Source organism: Dactylosporangium sp. CA-152071 (genome assembly GCF_050936335.1).
GTDB classification, from domain to species: Bacteria; Actinomycetota; Actinomycetes; order Mycobacteriales; family Micromonosporaceae; genus Dactylosporangium; species Dactylosporangium maewongense.
Genome location: NZ_JBNJMZ010000001.1, coordinates 3,858,260 through 3,874,887, shown reverse-complemented (window position 1 = coordinate 3,874,887; position 16,628 = coordinate 3,858,260). Strand labels below are relative to the sequence as shown.

Annotated in this window: 18 protein-coding genes; 11 read left to right on the top strand and 7 right to left on the bottom strand. The window is 71.4% G+C overall.

Features of this window, described 5'->3' with window-relative positions; all coding sequences use genetic code 11:
- Position 1 precedes the first annotated feature (1 nt).
- The 4 genes from ACQEVZ_RS17260 to ACQEVZ_RS17245 all read left to right on the top strand — a co-directional run bounded on the left by ACQEVZ_RS17260 (position 2) and on the right by ACQEVZ_RS17245 (position 4,532).
- On the top strand, positions 2-1,060 hold the full coding sequence (locus ACQEVZ_RS17260) for a S8 family serine peptidase (RefSeq protein WP_433367545.1): 1,059 nt from the start codon (positions 2-4) through the stop codon (positions 1,058-1,060).
- A 151-nt stretch (positions 1,061-1,211) separates the two neighbouring features.
- Entirely contained in the window at positions 1,212-2,264 is a 1,053-nt protein-coding gene (locus ACQEVZ_RS17255; protein ID WP_433367542.1) for a hypothetical protein, read from the top strand.
- On the top strand, positions 2,261-3,340 hold the full coding sequence (locus tag ACQEVZ_RS17250) for a S8 family serine peptidase (protein WP_433367539.1): 1,080 nt from the start codon (positions 2,261-2,263) through the stop codon (positions 3,338-3,340). Before ACQEVZ_RS17255 ends, ACQEVZ_RS17250 begins: the two co-directional genes overlap by 4 nt.
- 31 nt (positions 3,341-3,371) lie before the next feature.
- On the top strand, positions 3,372-4,532 hold the full coding sequence (locus tag ACQEVZ_RS17245) for a mechanosensitive ion channel family protein (RefSeq protein ID WP_433367536.1): 1,161 nt from the start codon (positions 3,372-3,374) through the stop codon (positions 4,530-4,532).
- On the opposite strand, the gene ACQEVZ_RS17240 is transcribed toward ACQEVZ_RS17245, so the two are convergent.
- A complete protein-coding gene (locus tag ACQEVZ_RS17240) occupies positions 4,529-5,635 on the bottom strand; it encodes a low temperature requirement protein A (RefSeq protein WP_433367533.1) in 1,107 nt (368 codons plus the stop codon). The genes ACQEVZ_RS17245 and ACQEVZ_RS17240 overlap by 4 nt on opposite strands.
- A 102-nt stretch (positions 5,636-5,737) precedes the next feature.
- Here ACQEVZ_RS17240 and pyk point away from each other — a divergent pair, with 102 nt between their 5' ends.
- The 4 genes from pyk (at position 5,738) to ACQEVZ_RS17220 (ending at position 9,153) form a co-directional block, all read left to right on the top strand.
- The gene (pyk, locus tag ACQEVZ_RS17235; protein ID WP_363405641.1) at positions 5,738-7,168 is read left to right on the top strand and encodes a pyruvate kinase; all 1,431 of its coding nucleotides are present in this window, start codon (positions 5,738-5,740) and stop codon (positions 7,166-7,168) included.
- Between the two features lie 19 nt (positions 7,169-7,187).
- Positions 7,188-8,066 carry an acyl-CoA thioesterase gene (locus ACQEVZ_RS17230; RefSeq protein WP_363405639.1) on the top strand — a complete coding sequence of 293 codons (879 nt, stop codon included), beginning with the start codon at positions 7,188-7,190 and terminating at the stop codon, positions 8,064-8,066.
- 3 nt (positions 8,067-8,069) lie between these two features.
- Positions 8,070-8,525, top strand: coding sequence for an RrF2 family transcriptional regulator (locus ACQEVZ_RS17225; RefSeq protein WP_344503091.1), 456 nt, complete (start codon positions 8,070-8,072; stop codon positions 8,523-8,525).
- A 127-nt stretch (positions 8,526-8,652) separates the two neighbouring features.
- Positions 8,653-9,153 (top strand): NADPH-dependent FMN reductase, encoded by a 501-nt coding sequence (locus ACQEVZ_RS17220; RefSeq protein WP_433367528.1) that lies wholly within the window; start codon positions 8,653-8,655, stop codon positions 9,151-9,153.
- A gap of 33 nt (positions 9,154-9,186) precedes the next feature.
- Here the strand turns inward: ACQEVZ_RS17220 and ACQEVZ_RS17215 are convergent, their stop codons facing one another.
- Entirely contained in the window at positions 9,187-9,411 is a 225-nt protein-coding gene (locus ACQEVZ_RS17215; protein WP_344503089.1) for a hypothetical protein, read from the bottom strand.
- 49 nt (positions 9,412-9,460) lie between these two features.
- Positions 9,461-9,916, bottom strand: a complete 456-nt coding sequence (locus ACQEVZ_RS17210) for an RrF2 family transcriptional regulator (RefSeq protein WP_344503088.1) — start codon at positions 9,914-9,916, stop codon at positions 9,461-9,463.
- Positions 9,917-10,141: 225 nt separating this feature from the next.
- Between ACQEVZ_RS17210 and ACQEVZ_RS17205 the strand changes: the two genes are divergently transcribed.
- The 3 genes from ACQEVZ_RS17205 to xylB all read left to right on the top strand — a co-directional run bounded on the left by ACQEVZ_RS17205 (position 10,142) and on the right by xylB (position 14,082).
- The gene (locus ACQEVZ_RS17205) at positions 10,142-11,371 is read left to right on the top strand and encodes an ROK family protein (RefSeq protein ID WP_433367524.1); all 1,230 of its coding nucleotides are present in this window, start codon (positions 10,142-10,144) and stop codon (positions 11,369-11,371) included.
- A 133-nt stretch (positions 11,372-11,504) separates the two neighbouring features.
- Positions 11,505-12,665, top strand: a complete 1,161-nt coding sequence (gene xylA, locus ACQEVZ_RS17200; RefSeq protein ID WP_344503086.1) for a xylose isomerase — start codon at positions 11,505-11,507, stop codon at positions 12,663-12,665.
- A gap of 4 nt (positions 12,666-12,669) precedes the next feature.
- Entirely contained in the window at positions 12,670-14,082 is a 1,413-nt protein-coding gene (gene xylB, locus ACQEVZ_RS17195; protein WP_344503085.1) for a xylulokinase, read from the top strand.
- A 421-nt stretch (positions 14,083-14,503) separates the two neighbouring features.
- Here xylB and ACQEVZ_RS17190 read toward each other — a convergent pair whose 3' ends face one another.
- The 4 genes from ACQEVZ_RS17190 to ACQEVZ_RS17175 all read right to left on the bottom strand — a co-directional run bounded on the left by ACQEVZ_RS17190 (position 14,504) and on the right by ACQEVZ_RS17175 (position 16,059).
- Entirely contained in the window at positions 14,504-14,764 is a 261-nt protein-coding gene (locus tag ACQEVZ_RS17190; RefSeq protein ID WP_344503084.1) for a DUF4235 domain-containing protein, read from the bottom strand.
- Positions 14,761-15,147, bottom strand: a complete 387-nt coding sequence (locus ACQEVZ_RS17185; protein ID WP_433367518.1) for a DUF3618 domain-containing protein — start codon at positions 15,145-15,147, stop codon at positions 14,761-14,763. The genes ACQEVZ_RS17190 and ACQEVZ_RS17185 overlap by 4 nt, the downstream gene beginning before the upstream one ends.
- On the bottom strand, positions 15,144-15,623 hold the full coding sequence (locus ACQEVZ_RS17180; protein WP_433367515.1) for a phage holin family protein: 480 nt from the start codon (positions 15,621-15,623) through the stop codon (positions 15,144-15,146). The genes ACQEVZ_RS17185 and ACQEVZ_RS17180 overlap by 4 nt, the downstream gene beginning before the upstream one ends.
- Before the next feature lie 265 nt (positions 15,624-15,888).
- On the bottom strand, positions 15,889-16,059 hold the full coding sequence (locus ACQEVZ_RS17175) for a hypothetical protein (protein WP_433367512.1): 171 nt from the start codon (positions 16,057-16,059) through the stop codon (positions 15,889-15,891).
- Between the last annotated feature and the right edge of the window lie 569 nt (positions 16,060-16,628).

Here is a 16,628-nt window from a genome sequence, read left to right as displayed (position 1 = left end):
GGTGCTCCGCTCGATCGCTGTCATCGCGGTGACGATGGCGACGCTTGTTTGGCCAGTACCCGCTTCCGCAGATGCCATTCGCGACCGGCAGTGGTACTTGGCCTCACTCGGCGTCCTTGATGCCCATCGGTGGAGCCTCGGCGAAGGAGTGCTCGTCGCAGTGACGGACACCGGCGTCGACGATCGTCGTGGCGAGTTGGCCGGTGCCGTGATCGAAGGCAGAGAGTTCGGGGAAGGTGCGTCAGGCAACGGGAAGGCTGACACCGACGGGCACGGCACGGCGATGGCCGGCCTGATTGCGGGGCGTGGCCTTGCGAATGACGGAGGTGTCCTCGGCATTGCTCCGAAGGCGATCATCCTGCCGGTGCAGACGATTCACAGCGAATTCGGGGGCTCTCCGACGAACCTCGCAGCGGGCATCGAATGGGCGGTCTCGCAAGGCGCGAAGGTCATCTGCGTGGCTGCCGTCACCGGCGAGTATCCCGAGGTGCGTGTGGCGGTCGAGCGTGCGATCAACGCCGACGTCGTGGTGGTGGCGGGGGTTGGTAATGCGCCGAAGAGCAAACAGGTGGGTTTCCCTGCGAAGCTGCCCGGGGTGGTGGCGGTGGCGGGAACGGACAAGGACGGCAACCATGCGGCGATCTCGGCTACCGGGCCGGAGGTAATGCTGGCGGCTCCGGCGGTGGACATCGTTTCGATCGGGGCGTTCGGGAAGTACGTGGCAGGGGATGGGACGAGTAACTCGACGGCGATTGTGGCTGGGGTGGTGGCGTTGGTGCGGGCGAAGTTTCCAGGGTTGTCTGCGGCCGAGGTGGTCAACAGGTTGACGGCGACCGCGACGGATCGGGGGAAGCCGGGGCGGGATGAGGAGTTTGGGTTCGGGATTGTCGATCCGGTGGCGGCGTTGACGGCTTCGGTGCCGAGTGTGGTGCCGTCGGTGTCTTCGTCTGGGGTGGGGGTGCCGGAGGGGCGTGCGGGGTGGTCGGGGGTCGTGTGGGTGGTTGTCGGTGGTGGGGTGCTGCTGGTGTTTGCGGGGCTGCTGGTCAGGCGGCGGCGGTAGCGGGTGTCGTGCTGTGCGGGTGGTGCGAATCGACGGCGTTGTGAGGTTCTGAGTGTGCGGTACCGTCACCGTTGTCTATTGCGCATCGTGGCGGGGAGGACGCGGTGAGTGATCATGTGCCGGTTGGGTGGTGTGTGGTGGGGCCGGTCTGATGGGTGAGACGTACAAGCGGTGGCGGTTGCCGCAGTTGTGGGAGATGGTCGCGGCGGACGACGAGGCCGATGCTCACGTGCACCTGGCGACGCTGCGTCGTCAGCAGACCGCTCTGGAGACGCAGCGCGACCGCCTGCGGATCCTGCGGGACCAGCTCGCCGAAGGGTGGCCACCCGAGAAGAGCGAAGCGGCGATGACGTTCATTCAGCGCGTCAACAACATGATCGATGCAATGTCGTTGGTTGCGGGTGGGGCGGCGGAGGTTCGCGTCAACTTGAACCTGATCGTCGAGGCGATCGGGAAGGCACGCGGTGAGCTGGAGCCGCTTGTTGAGGAGTACCGGCTGACGGCCAAGGTGCCGGATCAGCGGATCGGGCAGCAGGCTCGCGGACTGCTCGATGAGCACGCTCGTCGCATTCTCATGAACACGGACGCGGCTGTTGCGGAGCCTGCGGCTGGGCTCGATGTGGTGCTTCCCGATTACCAGCGGATCAGGTTGGCGACCGAGGTCGTCGATGTGCCGGTCGTTTCCGGCCAGCCGAAGTCGAGCGGTCAGGCGGGCGGGGGAGGAGGCCGGTTGATCGCCGCCGGGTTTCCGGCTCCGCGGTTCGATCCGCCTAGGTCGTCGGTCGGCTCGGAGCAGGACGACACCGTTGGGTTGGCCGGAGAAAGGGCTGGGTTGGCCGGAGGCGGTAGCCAGCCGGTGCCGAGCGGTGCGGTTGGCGGGGGCGGGTCGGGCAGCCGGGTGGGAGGTGCTGCCGTGCTCGGTCCTGGCCGCGTGCTGGGCGCGAACCCGGTCACCGGACTCGCCGCGCCCCGTGGCAACAGCGGAGGGTCCGCCGCGGCCGGTGGGTCGACCGGAGCTCGCGGGCCGGTTGCGCCGCCGATCGGCCGGGCCGGGAGCCACCGAGACCCCGAGACGGTCAGCCGTCGACGTGGCGATCAGGGCGGCGAGGCGTGGTCGGTGCCTCATGGCGTGAGTCCGGTCATTCAGCCGCCCGCGACCTGGCCTCACGATCCGGGACCGGGAGTCATCGGGATCGACCGTTGAGCGGGATCCGGTCGGTGGTCGTTGGTTGCCTCGCCATCGTGGTCGTCGGAATGTCGGCGCCGGCTCCCGCGGTGGCTGACAGCATCCGTGACCGACAGTGGCACCTGGCCGTGTTGCGAATTGCGCAGGCGCAGCAGCTCAGCACGGGCGCAGGGGTCCTGGTGGCGGTCCCGGACACAGGTGTTGACGACCGTCATGGGGAGCTGGCGGGTGCCGTGGTGCCGGGCAAGGTGTTCGGTGAGCAGGCGAAGGGCGACGGCAAGGCGGACACGGACGGGCACGGAACAGCGATGGCCGGTCTCATCGCCGGGCGTGGGCTGCCCAACGGTGCCGGCGTGCTCGGTATCGCACCGAAGGCGATGATCCTGCCGGTGCAGACGGTCTACGGAGGTTTTGGTGGGTCTCCCGTCAACCTCGCGGATGGCATCGCCTGGGCGACTTCGCAGGGTGCGAAGGTCATCTGCGTCGCGGCCGTGACGAGCGAATACCCCCAGCTGCGGGACGCGATCGCCGCCGCAGTCAACGCCGACGTCGTCGTGGTGGCGGGGGTCGGGAACACGCCGAAGAGCAAGCAGGTCGGGTTTCCGGCGAAGCTGCCCGGGGTGGTGGCGGTTGCGGGGACGGACAAGGACGGCAACCATGCCGCGATCTCCGCTGTCGGGCCCGAGGTGGTGCTGGCGGCTCCGGCAGTGGACATCGTTTCCACCGGGGCGTTCGGGAAGTACGAGACGGGGGATGGGACGAGTAACTCGACGGCGATTGTGGCTGGGGTGGTGGCGTTGGTGCGGGCGAAGTTTCCGGGGTTGTCTGCGGCCGAGGTGGTCAACAGGTTGACGGCGACCGCGACGGATCGGGGGAAGCCGGGGCGGGATGAGGAGTTCGGGTTCGGGATTGTTGATCCGGTGGCGGCGTTGACGGCTTCGGTGCCGGCGGGTGGGGCTCAGGTCACGGGGGTGCCAGAGGCGGGTCGGGAACGAGGGCCGACGGGTGGGGGTGGAGGTGTCGGGTGGGTCGTGGTGGCGGTGGTGGCGGTTGGCGGGGTGGTTGGCTGGTGGGTGCGACGCAGGACACGTTAGGCGGCCAGGGGGCCCGGGTACTTAGCGCCGAATGCGAGACACGCTCATCGACACGCTCAAGCCGCTGGGGATTGCGCTCGGGGCGGCGCTGGTTGCGTTGGTGGTGGTGCAGGGGGTGCATCTGGTCCTGCTGTGGGTGGGGCGGCGGTCGGGGTTGCTGACCGAGCTGGCGAACAGGGCGCACCGGCCGACGCAGTGGGTGGTGGTGCTGTCGGCGATCTACTTCTCGGTTCGGTGGACGGCGGACGGGGCGGACTGGCGGCCCACGTTCCTGCACGTGGAGCAGCTGCTCATCATCGGAACGGCGGCATGGCTGGTCGCCGGGTTGCTGGTGGTGGCGGAGGATGCGGCGCTGGCGCGGTTCAGGACGGACGTGCCGGACAACCGGCAGGCGCGGCGGGTGCACACGCAGGTGGTGATGATCCGGCGGGTGACGGTGGCGACGATCGCCGTGATCGCCGGTGCGGTGATGCTGATGACGTTCCCGCAGGCGCGGATCCTCGGGACCAGCGTGCTGGCGAGTGCCGGGTTCATCGGCATCATCGCGGGTCTGGCGGCGCAGAGCGTGCTGCGGAACCTGTTCGCGGGGCTGCTGTTGGCGTTCAGCGACGCGGTGCGGCTCGGGGACGTCGTGATCGTCGAGTCGGAGTGGGGGCGGATCCAGGAGATCACGCTCTCGTACGTCGTGGTCCACGTGTGGGACGACCGGCGGCTGATCCTGCCGACGTCGTACTTCACGGAGAAGCCGTTCCAAAACTGGACGCGGACGGAGGCGGCGCTGCTCGGGGACGTCATGCTCGACGTCGACTGGTGGCTGCCGGTGCCGGAGGCGCGGGAGGAGCTCCGCCGGGCGCTGGAGTCGACCGACCTGTGGGACGGGCGGGTGTCGGTGCTGCAGGTGGTGGAGGCCACCGGCACCGCGATGCGGCTGCGGGCGCTGGTGAGCGCGACTGACGCGCCGAAGCTGTGGGACCTGCGGTGCTTCATCCGGGAGCACATGGTGACGTGGATCCGGGACGCGCACCCGTCGTCGCTGCCGCGGACGCGGGCGGAGGTGACGTCGGCGCTGCCGCTGCACGCGACGCTGACGGGGCAGACGCACACCGCCGACGGCGACGCGCGGGTCTTCAGTCACAGTGTCGACGGCCGGGCCCGCGCGGAGGCGTTCACCGGCGGGGAGCGCGAACACTAACAGCGCTGGGCGACGCGCGAGCGCAGCAGGATCAGCCGGGCGGCCACCAGTACCGACGCCACCACTGCTGTCACGACCAGCGACGGTCCCACGAAGGTGGCGGCCAGGATCAGCGCCGCGGCGGTGGGCTCCAGCCAGGTGCGTGGGCGGATGTGCAGGAACCACAGCGCCATCAGCAGTGTGGCCACCGGGATGGTGACGGGCGCGCCGGAGAGGTCGGGCCGGTCGACGATGACCGCGATGCCCGCCCCGATCGCCGCCGCCGACGCGAACACCACGTAGTGCCCGTATCCCCAAACGAACGCGTGCCGGTTGTCGACGAGGATCCGGTGGGCGGGCTGATCGAAGTACAGCCACCAGAACGCGAACACGATGACCAGCCCGCTCGCGGCCACCCACCACAGCCGGTCCTGCACGAAGCCCGCCTGGACCGCCACGGTCGTGGACAGCACGATCTCGCCGAGCACGATGATGAACAGCAGCCCGTAGCGCTCGGCGATGTGGTGCGGGTGCCACGGGGTGGGGTGGTAGCGCTCCGCCCACATGGGCACGGCCAGCTCCGCGGCGACCATGACGGCGAAGAGCACCAGGTGCAGGGTGCCGTGAGTGAGCAGGATCAGCGACCAGCCGACCATGCAGGCCGTCACGCCGAACGCCATCCGGCGGGCCGTGCGCTGGGTCTCGTCCCGGGCGGACGCCCTGAGCCACTGCGTGACCAGGGCGGCGCGCATGATGACGTACCCGACGGTGACGGTGCCGAAGTGCCCGTGGAACGCGTCGGTGACGCCGGCGGCCAGGACGAGCACCCCGGCGATCTGCACGAGGGTCGTCAGCCGGTACGCGACGTCGTCGGTGTCGTACGCGGACGCGAACCAGGTGAAGTTCATCCAGGCCCACCAGATGGAGAAGAACACCGTCAGATAGGCGACGATCCCGTGCGCCACGTCACCCTCGGTGATCGAGTGGTGCAGCAGCTGCCCCGCCAGCGCGATGGCGACGACGAAGCAGAGGTCGAACAGCAGCTCGAGCGGCGTCGCGACGCGGTGCGGCTCGTGGGTGTCGCGGGTGCCCATCGGCCGGTGCCACTGGGAGCTGGATGACATCGTCCGATTATCTCCGGGAACGGCAGGTGGACAGTGTCTCAACTGATGGCGCCACCGTGGGTCGGACGAATCGTCACCGGGTGGAGGGGCTAGCCTCAACGTGTGACTCGACGCGCAAAAATCGTCTGTACGCTCGGACCTGCCACATCGTCGCCCGAGCGGATTCGCGGCCTCGTCGACGCCGGGATGGACGTCGCGCGGCTCAACTTCAGCCACGGCAGCCATGAGGACCACGCCGCGGTGTTCAACCTCGTCCGTGAGGCCGCCGCTGCCGCCGGCCGTTCCGTGGGCATTCTCGCCGACCTCCAGGGTCCCAAGATCCGGCTCGGTCGCTTCGCCAACGGACCGCACGAGTGGCGCACCGGAGACACGGCCGTCATCACCAGCGACGACATCGTCGGCACCGCCGACCGGGTCTCGTGCACCTACACCAAGCTGCCGCAGGAAGTGAAGGCCGGCGACCGGCTGCTGATCGACGACGGCAAGGTCGCCGTCGAGGTCACCAGCGTCGAAGGCAACGACATCGCCGTCCTCGTCACCGAGGGCGGCATGGTCTCCAACAACAAGGGCGTCTCGCTGCCCAACGTCGCGGTGAGCGTCCCCGCCCTGTCCGACAAGGACGCCGAGGACCTCCGGTTCGCGCTCCAGCTCGGCGCCGACTGGATCGCACTGTCGTTCGTGCGCTCGCCCGACGACATCAAGCTCGTCCACGAGATCATGGACGAGGAGCGGGTGCACCGCCCGGTCATCGCCAAGGTCGAGAAGCCGGAGGCGGTCGCCGCCCTCGAGCAGATCGTCTCGGCCTTCGACGGCGTCATGGTCGCCCGCGGCGACCTCGGCGTCGAGATGCCGCTCGACCAGGTGCCGCTCGTGCAGAAGCGGGCCGTCCAGCTGTGCCGCGAGTCGGCGAAGCCGGTCATCGTCGCCACGCAGATGCTCGACTCCATGATCGAGAACGCCCGCCCGACCCGCGCCGAGGCGTCCGACGTCGCCAACGCCGTGCTCGACGGCGCCGACGCCGTCATGCTCTCCGGCGAGACCAGCGTCGGGCGCTACCCGATCCTGACCGTCTCCACGATGGCCCGGATCATCGCGACCACCGAGGGCGGCTCGCTGTCGGTGCCGCGGCTGCAGCACGACCCCCGCACCCGCGGCGGCGCGCTCACCTCGGCCGCGTCCAACATCGCCCGCAACATCGGCGCGAAGGCGCTCGTCGCCTTCTCGCAGACCGGTGACACGGTCCGCCGCCTCGCCCGGCTGCACTGCGAGCTGCCGCTGCTCGCGTTCACGCCCGAGCCGACGGTGCGCAACCAGCTGGCCCTGTCGTGGGGCGTGCAGACGTTCGACGTGCCGTTCGTCCAGCACACCGACGAGATGTTCCAGCAGGTCGACATGGCCATGGTCGGCCTGCCCTGGCTCAGCGCCGGTGACGACGTCGTCATCGTCGCGGGCTCCCCGCCCGGCACCCCCGGCTCGACCAACACGCTGCGGGTCCACACGCTGGGAGCACTGTCACACGAACAGAGCGAGTAGGAACCTCTAGATTGCAGGAGTGGACGAGCATGCGACTGGACAGGCGGCGGTAGACGCCCTCGTCCGACTCCTTGACCTGGAAGCGCTGGGGGACGACCGGTTCCTGGGCATGAGCCCGCCGGTCGGCCCCCAGCGTGTGTTCGGCGGGCAGGTCGCCGGCCAGGCGCTCGTCGCCGCCGGCCGCACCGTCGACCCGGAGCGCCAGGTGCACTCGCTGCACGGGTACTTCGTCCGCCCCGGCGACCCGGCGGAGCCCATCACATACGCGGTGGAGAACATCCGCGACGGCCGCTCCTTCTCCGTGCGCCGCTCCGTCGCCCAGCAGCACGGCAAGGTCATCTTCTTCATGTCGGCGTCGTTCCACGTCCCCGAGGACGGCCTGGACCACCAGGAGGCCGCGCCCGCCGACGTGCCCCCGCCGGAAGAGGTGCCGACCATGGCGGAGCGCCTCGCCAAGTACCCGGAGCGCGCCGGCATCTGGTCGATGATCCAGCGTCCGATCGACGTGCGCTATGTCGGCGAGCCCGGCTGGGTCCGCCCCGGCGACCGCCCCGCCTCCCCGACGCAGCGTGTCTGGATGCGGCTGGACGGCAAGCTCCCTGACGACCCGCTGCTGCACGCGTGCGCGCTCACGTTCGCCTCCGATCTCACCCTGCTGGACTCGGTGCTCGCCGTGCACGGCGCCGTCTGGGGCCCCGGCGGCTACGGCGGCGCCAGCCTCGACCACGCCCTGTGGTTCCACCGCGGCTTCCGCGCCGACGAGTGGTTCCTCTACGACTCGATCAGCCCGTCGGCCTCCGACGCCCGCGGCCTCGCCAACGGCCGCATGTTCACCCGCGACGGCCGCCACATAGCGACCGCCGTGCAGGAAGGCCTGTTGCGGCGCGTGGGAGGATGAGTCATGCGCCTTTCAGCCCGGGTCGACTATGCCCTCCGCGCGGTGGCGGAGCTGGCGTCCTCGGCCGGTGACGGCAAGCTGGTGACCGCCGACCGTCTCGCGTCGGCCCAGCAGATCCCGCCCAAGTTCCTCGAGAGCATCCTCCTGCAGCTGCGACGCGGCGGCATCGTCGTCGCCCAGCGCGGCCCCGAGGGCGGCTACCGGCTGGCCCGCCCCGCCGGCGAGATCAGCCTCGCCGAGATCATCCGCGTGATCGACGGCCCCCTCGCCAACGTCCGCGGGCAGCGCCCCGAGGACCTCGGCTACCACGGTGCCGCCTCCGCCCTGCAGGACGTGTGGATCGCCCTGCGCGCCAACGAGCGACTCATCCTCGAAACGGTCACCATCGAGGACGTCGTCACCGGCGAGCTCCCCGAGCGCGTCCGCGACCTCGTGGCAGACCCGAGAGCCTGGGTCTGATCGCTTTTCCATGATCCGGAAGACTTTGTGTCGTCATAGCAGCACAAAGTCTTCCGGATCATGAGGAGGAGGCCACAAACGGTAGACGCTATTTCCGATCGGTGCGGTAGGAGATAGGATCGGCGGCATGATCGTTGTGCTTTCGGGGAATCCGCGGCCGCACTCTCGTACGTTGCACCTGGCGGAGGAGGTCGGAGCGGCGCTGGCGGAGCGGCTCGGGCAGCCGGTGCCGCACACCATCGACGTGGCCGCCCTGGGCACGCGGCTGCTGCAGACCGGGGACGGCGCGGTCGCCGACGCACTCAGCCGGCTCCGGCGGGCGAGCGTGCTGGTGGTGGCGACGCCGACGTACAAGGGCACGTACACGGGCGTCCTGAAGGTCCTGCTCGACCAGCTGCCCGCCGAAGGTCTCAAGGACGTCGCCGCGGTGACCGTCGTGACCGCCGGCGTCCGCCCGCAGGCCGACGCGACCGAGCGGCACCTGCGCGAGCTGCTCGGCGAGCTCGCCGCGGTCCCGGTGACCCCCGGCCTGGCCGTCGTCGAGTCGGAGCTGGCCAACGCGGGCGCCGCCGCCGCCGAGTACGTCACCCGGATCGCCGACGAGTTCACCGCCGACACGACCGCCTGAGCGCCGGAAGACGACGCGGCCGGGAGGCGCGGGTCAGCGGCTGATGAGGTTGCCCGCCATGGCGAGCGGGGAGTCGTCGGCGGTGTCGGCCTGGTCGCTGAGGACGTTCAGCGAGCGGGCGATGCTCACCAGCGCGTAGGTCTGCGTGACCTGCAACGTCCGGTCCATCTTCAGGTCGTCGGCCATGTCCAGCTCGTCGCGGATGGCGTGCAGGAAGCCCTCGGCCGCCTGCAGGTAGGGGTCGTGCGCCTTAGACATGACCTGAGCGTAGGGCGGGAACCCGCCGCTCACCCGCTGTTCAGGAGTTTCAGCGCGGCTGCCAGGCCTGCGGCGGGGTGGTGAGCCGCCTGATGTGGGCGGGCATCCGGCCGCGGACGACGTCGGCGAGGCTGACCTCGTCGAGGACGTTGCGGACGGCGGCGCGGACCGCGACCCACAGCTGCTGCAGGTGCTCGGCGGTGCCCGAGTACATGGCCTCCTCGGGCCGCACGCCACGGACCTCGGCCAGGGGGCCGTCGACGGCGCGGAGCACGTCACCGACCATGATCTCCGATGGCTGGCGGGTCAGCACGTACCCGCCGTCGACGCCGCGCTGGCCGCGGACGAGGCCGGCCCGGCGCAGGTCCCCGAGGACGGCCTCGAGAAACTTTCGTGGCATCTCCTGCTCGTCGGCGAGGCCGGCGGCCGAGACGACCGCGGGGTAGGCGGCCGCCAGGCCGAGCGAGGCGCGCACCGCGTAGTCGCCGCGTGCCGAGATGTGCATGACTGAGACTGCCTTCCCGCAGAGAGTGTCGCCGTGCCCGCGACGGGCCGTCGGAGCCTGCCGCGGGGCCAGCTTTTGTGGAGCTAGCCGGTGGGGAATGTCCGATACCAATGTAGGGTGCGCGCCTCCGGGTGATCGCCGGGGTAGCGTTGTCGGATTATGCGACCAGACGAACGTGTGGGTGAGCGCTCACCCGAGCCCCGCCGCGGTGCCGATCACAACGTGATGCGCGAGGTCAACCGTTCGCTGGTGCTGGCACTGGTCAAGGAGGGCGGGCCGGTCTCCCGCGCGAGCATCGCCAGGTCGACGACCCTCGCGAAGCCGACGGTGTCGGCGATCGTCGACGAGCTCATCGCCGACGGGCTGGTCCGCGAGATCGGGCCGGGGTCGACCGCGGTGAGCGGCGGGCGCCCGCCGATCCTGCTGGAGTTCAACGCCCGCTCCCAGCTGGTGGTCGGCGCCCACATCGGCGCCCGGCGCACCACGGTCGCGATCGGCGACGCCGCGGGGGAGGAGATCGCCCGGCGGGAGTTTCCTACTCCGACTGCGCTCGCGGCCGGTACCGACGCCGCAACCGCGACAGGAGGCGGGGTGGCGCCCGCGGAGGCGCTGCGGATGGTGGCGGCCGAGGCGCGCGCCGCGATCGAGAGCACGGCGCTGCCGTCGGCCCGGCTGGCGGCGGTCGGCGCGGTGCTGCCCGGGCTCACCGACTTCCACACCGGCGTCTGCCTGCTCGCGCCCAACCTCGGCTGGCGTGACGTGCCGGTCCGCGACATCCTCGCCGCCGAGCTCGGCGCCCCCGTCTACGTGCACAACGCGGGCCAGGCCGCCGCCGTCGCCGAGAACCTGGAGGGTGCCGGCGGCCGCGTCGGCGATCTGGCGCTGCTGTACGCCGGGACCGGCCTCTCCGCCGGCGTCCTGTCCGACGGCCGGGTGTTTCACGGCGTCGGCGGCACGGCCGGCGAGATCGGCCACAACGCCGTCCCCGGCAACGAGGAGCCCTGCAACTGCGGCAACGTCGGCTGCCTGGAGACGGTCGCGTCCGGCCCGGCGATCGTCCGGGCCGTGCGGCGGGCGCTGAGGGACGGCGCGACGTCGAGCCTGGCGGACCTGGAGACGTTCGACGCGCGCGACGTGACCGCGGCGGCCCGCGCGGGCGACGCCCTGGCCGCGTCGGTGATCGCCGAGGTCGGCGCGCACCTGGGCCTGGCCGCGTCATGGCTGATCAACGCGTACAACCCGGCGGTCGTCGTCGTCGGCGGCGGTCTCGCCCCGATCGGCGACCTGCTGCTGGACCCCCTGCGGGCCGCCGTGGCCCGGCACGCCCTGGCACCGGCGCTGCGCGGCGTCGAGATCCGCGCCTCGGTGCTGGGCCCGGACGCCGAGGTGCGGGGCGCGGTGCTGCTCGCGTTGCAGCACTCGGAGACGTACTACAGAGTCGTCTTTCGGGCCTGAAACGCGGTAAAACCCGAAAAAAGGGATAGTGGGAGACGTCTGAAACAGGTTAGTTCTGTTATTGAACTAACCCCGTCCGGCGGCGTAGGGTGCAAGGCGTCCGCCAACGAACACCCCCGCTAAGAGGTAGCGAATGAACGATTACCAGCCCACCCGTGACGACAAGTTCTCGTTCGGGCTGTGGACCGTCGGCTGGCAGGCGCAGGACGTCTTCGGCGGGCCGACCCGGGCGCCGCTCGACTCGGTCGAGGCCGTGCACCGCCTGTCCGACCTCGGCGCCGCGGCCGTCACGTTCCACGACGACGACCTGTTCCCGTTCGGCAGCGACGACGCGACCCGCGACCACCTGATCAACCGGTTCAAGGACGCGCTCAAGGCGACCGGCATCCGGGTCGAGATGGTCACCACGAACCTCTTCAGCCACCCGATCTTCAAGGACGGCGGGTTCACGTCCAACGACCGCGCGGTCCGCCGGTTCGCGATCAAGAAGGTGCTGCGCAACATCGATCTCGCGGCCGAGCTCGGCGCCGAGACCTACGTGCTGTGGGGCGGCCGCGAGGGCGCCGAGTCCGGTGGGGCCAAGGACGTGTCGGCGGCGCTCGACCGGTACCGCGAAGGGCTCAACCTCCTCTGCGCGTATGTGCGCGACCAGGGCTACGACATCCGCTTCGCTCTCGAGCCGAAGCCCAACGAGCCCCGCGGTGACATCCTGCTGCCGACGATCGGTCACGCCCTCGCGCTGATCTCCACGCTCGACGAGCCGGACCGGGTGGGCCTCAACCCCGAGGTCGGGCACGAGGAGATGGCCGGGCTCAACTTCGCCCACGGCATCGCCCAGGCGCTCTGGCACGGCAAGCTCTTCCACATCGACCTCAACGGCCAGCACGGTCCCCGCTTCGACCAGGACCTGCGCTTCGGCGCCGGCAACCTGCGCGGCGCGTTCTGGACCGTCGACGTGCTGGAGACCGGCGGCTACACCGGCTACCGCCACTTCGACTACAAGCCGCCGCGCACCGAGGACTACGACGGCGTGTGGGAGACCGCGCGGGCCTGCATGCGCAACTACCTGATCCTCAAGGAGCGGGTCGGGTCGTTCCGGGCGGACCCGGAGGTCGCGGCGGCGCTCGAGGCGGCGCGGGTCAACGAGCTCTACGAGCCGACCCTCGGCGAGGGCGAGACGATCGAGTCGCTGCGGGCCGAGGAGTTCGACGTCGACAAGCTCGCCGCCCGTGGCGGCGCGTTCGAGTACCTTGACCAGCTGGCGATGGAGCACCTGCTGGGCGTCAGGTCATGACGGCATGACCCGACGTCTCGTGGCGGGCGTCGACACGTCCACGCAGTCGACGAAGGTGCTCGTCTGCGACGCCGACACCGGTGAGGTCGTGCGGGAAGGTCGCGCCGGGCACCCCGACGCGACCGAGGTCGACCCGGCCCACTGGTGGCGGGCGTTCGGCGAGGCGACCGGCGACGGACTCCTCGACGACGTCAAGGCGATCGGCGTCGGCGGGCAGCAGCACGGCATGGTGCTGCTCGACGAGGCCGGCGACGTCGTCCGCGACGCCTTGCTGTGGAACGACACCAGGTCTGCGGCGGCCGCCACCGACCTGATCGCCGAGCTGCCGGGCGGGGCCGCCGACTGGGCCGCCGCGACGGGGCTCGTGCCGGTCGCCAGCTTCACCGTCACGAAGCTGCGGTGGGTCGCCGAGCACGAGCCGGACAACGCCGCCCGCGCGGCGAGCGTCCTGCTGCCGCACGACTGGATCACCGACCTGCTGCGCGCCGACCGCGGTGCGGGTAGCCCGACGACCGACCGCGGTGACGCGTCCGGGACGGGGTACTGGTCGCCGGCGGACGGCTCGTACCAGATGCGGCTCCTGCAACTCGCGTTCGGCAGGGAACTGGCCGTGCCGCGGGTCGCCGGGCCGGCCGAGGTGGTGGGTGAGACGGTCGCCGGTGCTCTTCTTGCGCCGGGCACCGGCGACAACATGGCCGCGGCGCTCGGGCTCGGACTGCGCCCGGGCGACGTGGTCGTGTCGCTGGGCACCTCGGGCACCGTCTTCGGGGTGTCGGAGCGGCCGGTCACCGACGTCAGCGGGACGGTCGCCGGGTTCGCCGACGCGACCGGCCGGCACCTGCCGCTCGTCGCGACCCTCAACGCGGCCCGGGTCCTGTCGACCGCCGCCGCGCTGCTCGGGGTCGACCTGTCCACATTGGACCGGCTGGCCCTCTCGGCGGCGCCGGGGGCGGGCGGGCTGACGCTGCTGCCCTACCTCGACGGCGAACGCACCCCGAACCTGCCCGACGCCCGTGGCCTGCTCAACGGCATCACCCGCGGCAACGCGACCCCGGCGAACCTGGCCCGGGCCGCGGTCGAGGGGATGCTCTGCGGGCTCGCCGACGGCATCGACGCGGTGCGCGCCCTGGGCGTGCCGGTGGAGCGGGTCCTGCTCATCGGAGGCGCGGCGGCGTCGGCGGCGGTACGGGAGGTCGCTCCCGCGCTGTTCGGGGTGCCGGTCGGCGTGCCGGATCCGGGGGAGTACGTCGCGCTGGGAGCCGCCCGGCAGGCGGCGTGGGTGCTGGACGGGGGCGCGGAGCCGCCCGCCTGGCGTGTTCCGGGAGCGGCCTCGGCCGATGCACCGGCGCCGCAGTCGGCGGAGACCCGGAAGGTGTACGCCGACGTCCGGGACCGGGCTCAGGCGCTGCTGCGGTAAGCGGTACTGCCCGCGGGTGTTTGGTGAGGCACCCGATGGGGAGGCGGGCCGGGACGGTTTGTTGGGGCGTCCCGGCCCGAGCCGCGCGTCTGGCCGGCCCTGTGTCTTCCTGCCCGACCCGCCGGACCGGTGGTGCCGCGTGTCTGGGGTTCCGGTGCCGGACCGTCCGCCCGAACGGCCCGGCACCGGACTCCCGCGCACCGGCACCGCTCCCTCGTGCGGTGCCGGCGCTGGATCACGCTTGCAGGACAGACTCTGGGCCGCTCGTGTTGCGCGGGACGGTTCGAGGACGGGAGTGCGTGCGTTGCCGGCCTCTTCGTGTCCTCCGGACGGTGGACACGAAGAAGGGCCTCCCCGCCCGGGGGAGACCCTTCTCACGCATGCTTCTTCGATCGCGGCAGTCGCCGGTTCGGTCGCTGGTTCAATCGGGCCAGTCGCCGGTGAGGCGCCGTACGCCCGCCGCGCCCCCGCGGTCGATCGCGGCCTTCACGACGGCGAAGATCGCGCCCTGCAGCGCGGCCGCGGCGAGCACCTCGCCCCAGCCGTAGTCCCGCGAGGTCGCCTGCGGTGCCTCGTCCTCACCGGAGAGCCGCTTCCAGATCTGCTTGAACACGATCCCCGCCGCGACGCCGCCGGCCACGCTGAACGCGATGCTGAACGGCTTGTACAGGACCTTGTTCACTCGTTCCCCTTCCGGTAACCGACCAGCGCGGCCAGGATGAGCAGCCCGGACGCCACCACCCACGGCGCGGGGCGATCCCGGACCGACTGGACCATCCGCTGCAGCGTGAGCTCCAGCGTCAGGCGAGGGTTGGTCCGCAGCTCGCGACTGGCGTACGCGGCGTTGACCGCGACCTGCTCCACACCCTCCCGCATCCGCAGCTTCGCCGCGTTCACGGAGGTGGAGACGGCGTCCTGCGCGCGGGACTTCACGTCGGCCTTGGCCGCGAGGGCCTCGACGGTCTCACCCAGCCCCGCCCGGGTCCGGGCGATCTCCTGCCGGAGCGCCTCGGGATCGGTGGGGGCGTGCCCGTTGTGACTGTTCTTCGAGTGCGTCGCGGTCATCGGTGCCCCCCGTTCTTCACGGAGTGCGTGATCGTGTCGATGTCTGCCTTGACGCTGGCGACCGCGTCCTGCGGCACCGGCGACCCTGCCTTGCTCACCTGCGACTTGCCGAGCAGCGCGAGGACCCCGGCGACGGCCAGCAGGACCACACCGACCAGCAGAGCCGACAGCCACGCCGGAATGACCGCGGCGAGAGCGATGATGACGGCGGCGAGGACGGCACCCACGCCGTAGAGCGCGACGAGGCCGGCTCCACCGAACATGCCGACACCCATCCCGGCCCGCTTGCCCTTCTGCGCCAGCTCGACCTGGGCCAGCTTCAGCTCGTCCCGCACCAGGGTGGAGATCTGTTCGGCGGCAAGCTTGACCAGGTCCGCCGTCGAGCGGTGGTCCGTTGCCGAGGTGGCAGTCCCCGCGATGGTCGGGGGTTGCACGCGCGGCGCGGTGGCCGGCCGGTCGTTCACGGTGTACGTCATGGCTTCTCCTCTCGCCCGCATGTACGTGTTTCCCCGCGAACGCCCGGGTTAACCCACGTCACGCCACCTCCCGGACCGGACGGGGAGCCCCTGTCCGAGGTCGCCACGCCGCCCCTCCGGACGATGAGCAGGCCGCTCAGGCAGGGCGTGGGCGGGCGCCTCGGACCGGGTGAGGCAGCCCGCTCGGTGCGGGTGAGGCATGCGCCTCCAGCCGGGTGTAGGCCGGCGTCTCGGACCGGATGTGGGCGTGGTCCGGCGCCTCCGGCTAAGTGCGGGGCCTTGCCCGCCGCCGATGTCCTGGGCCAGCCGGCATCTCGGGCCGGGCGTGGGCCGGCAGGAAGAACGACAGGTCCGCGGCGAGTGCCGGCAGCCCGAGCTCCAGCCACAGCACCCGCCGCAGTCCCCAGATGTCCCCGTGAATGTCGGGGTTACCCACGTCACGCCACCTCCGTGCCCGCCTCCCGGACCGGGTGGGGAGCCCCGGCCCGAGGCCGTCGCGCCCGCCGCCTCCAGACTCGGGCCGGGTGAGGGCAGGCCGTTCGGGCCGGGCGTGGCTGGCGCCTCCGGCGACGTGCGGGGGACCTGCCCGCCGCCGATGGCCTGGGCCAGCCGGCGCCTCCGGTCGGGCGTGGGCCGGCGCCTCCGGCTAAGTGTGGGGAACCCTCGGGCTGCGTGTGGTCCGGCGTCTCGGGCCGGGCGCGGGCGGGCAGGAGGAACGACAGGCCCGCGGCGAGTGCCAGCAGCCTGAGCTCCAGCCACGGCACCTGCCGCAGCTCCGACTCTCCCGTGAATGCCCTGGGTTAACCCACGTCACGCCACCGCCCCGCCCGCCTCTGGACGGGCGGGGAGACCCTGTCCGAGGTCACCGCGCTGCCCCCTCCGGACGAGGGCCGGTCGTCGGCAGGCGCCTCGGACTGGGCGTGGGCAGGCCGCCTCGGACCGGGTGAGGGCCGGCGCCTCCGGCTCAGTGTGGGGACCTGCCCGCCGCCGATGGCCTGGGTCAGC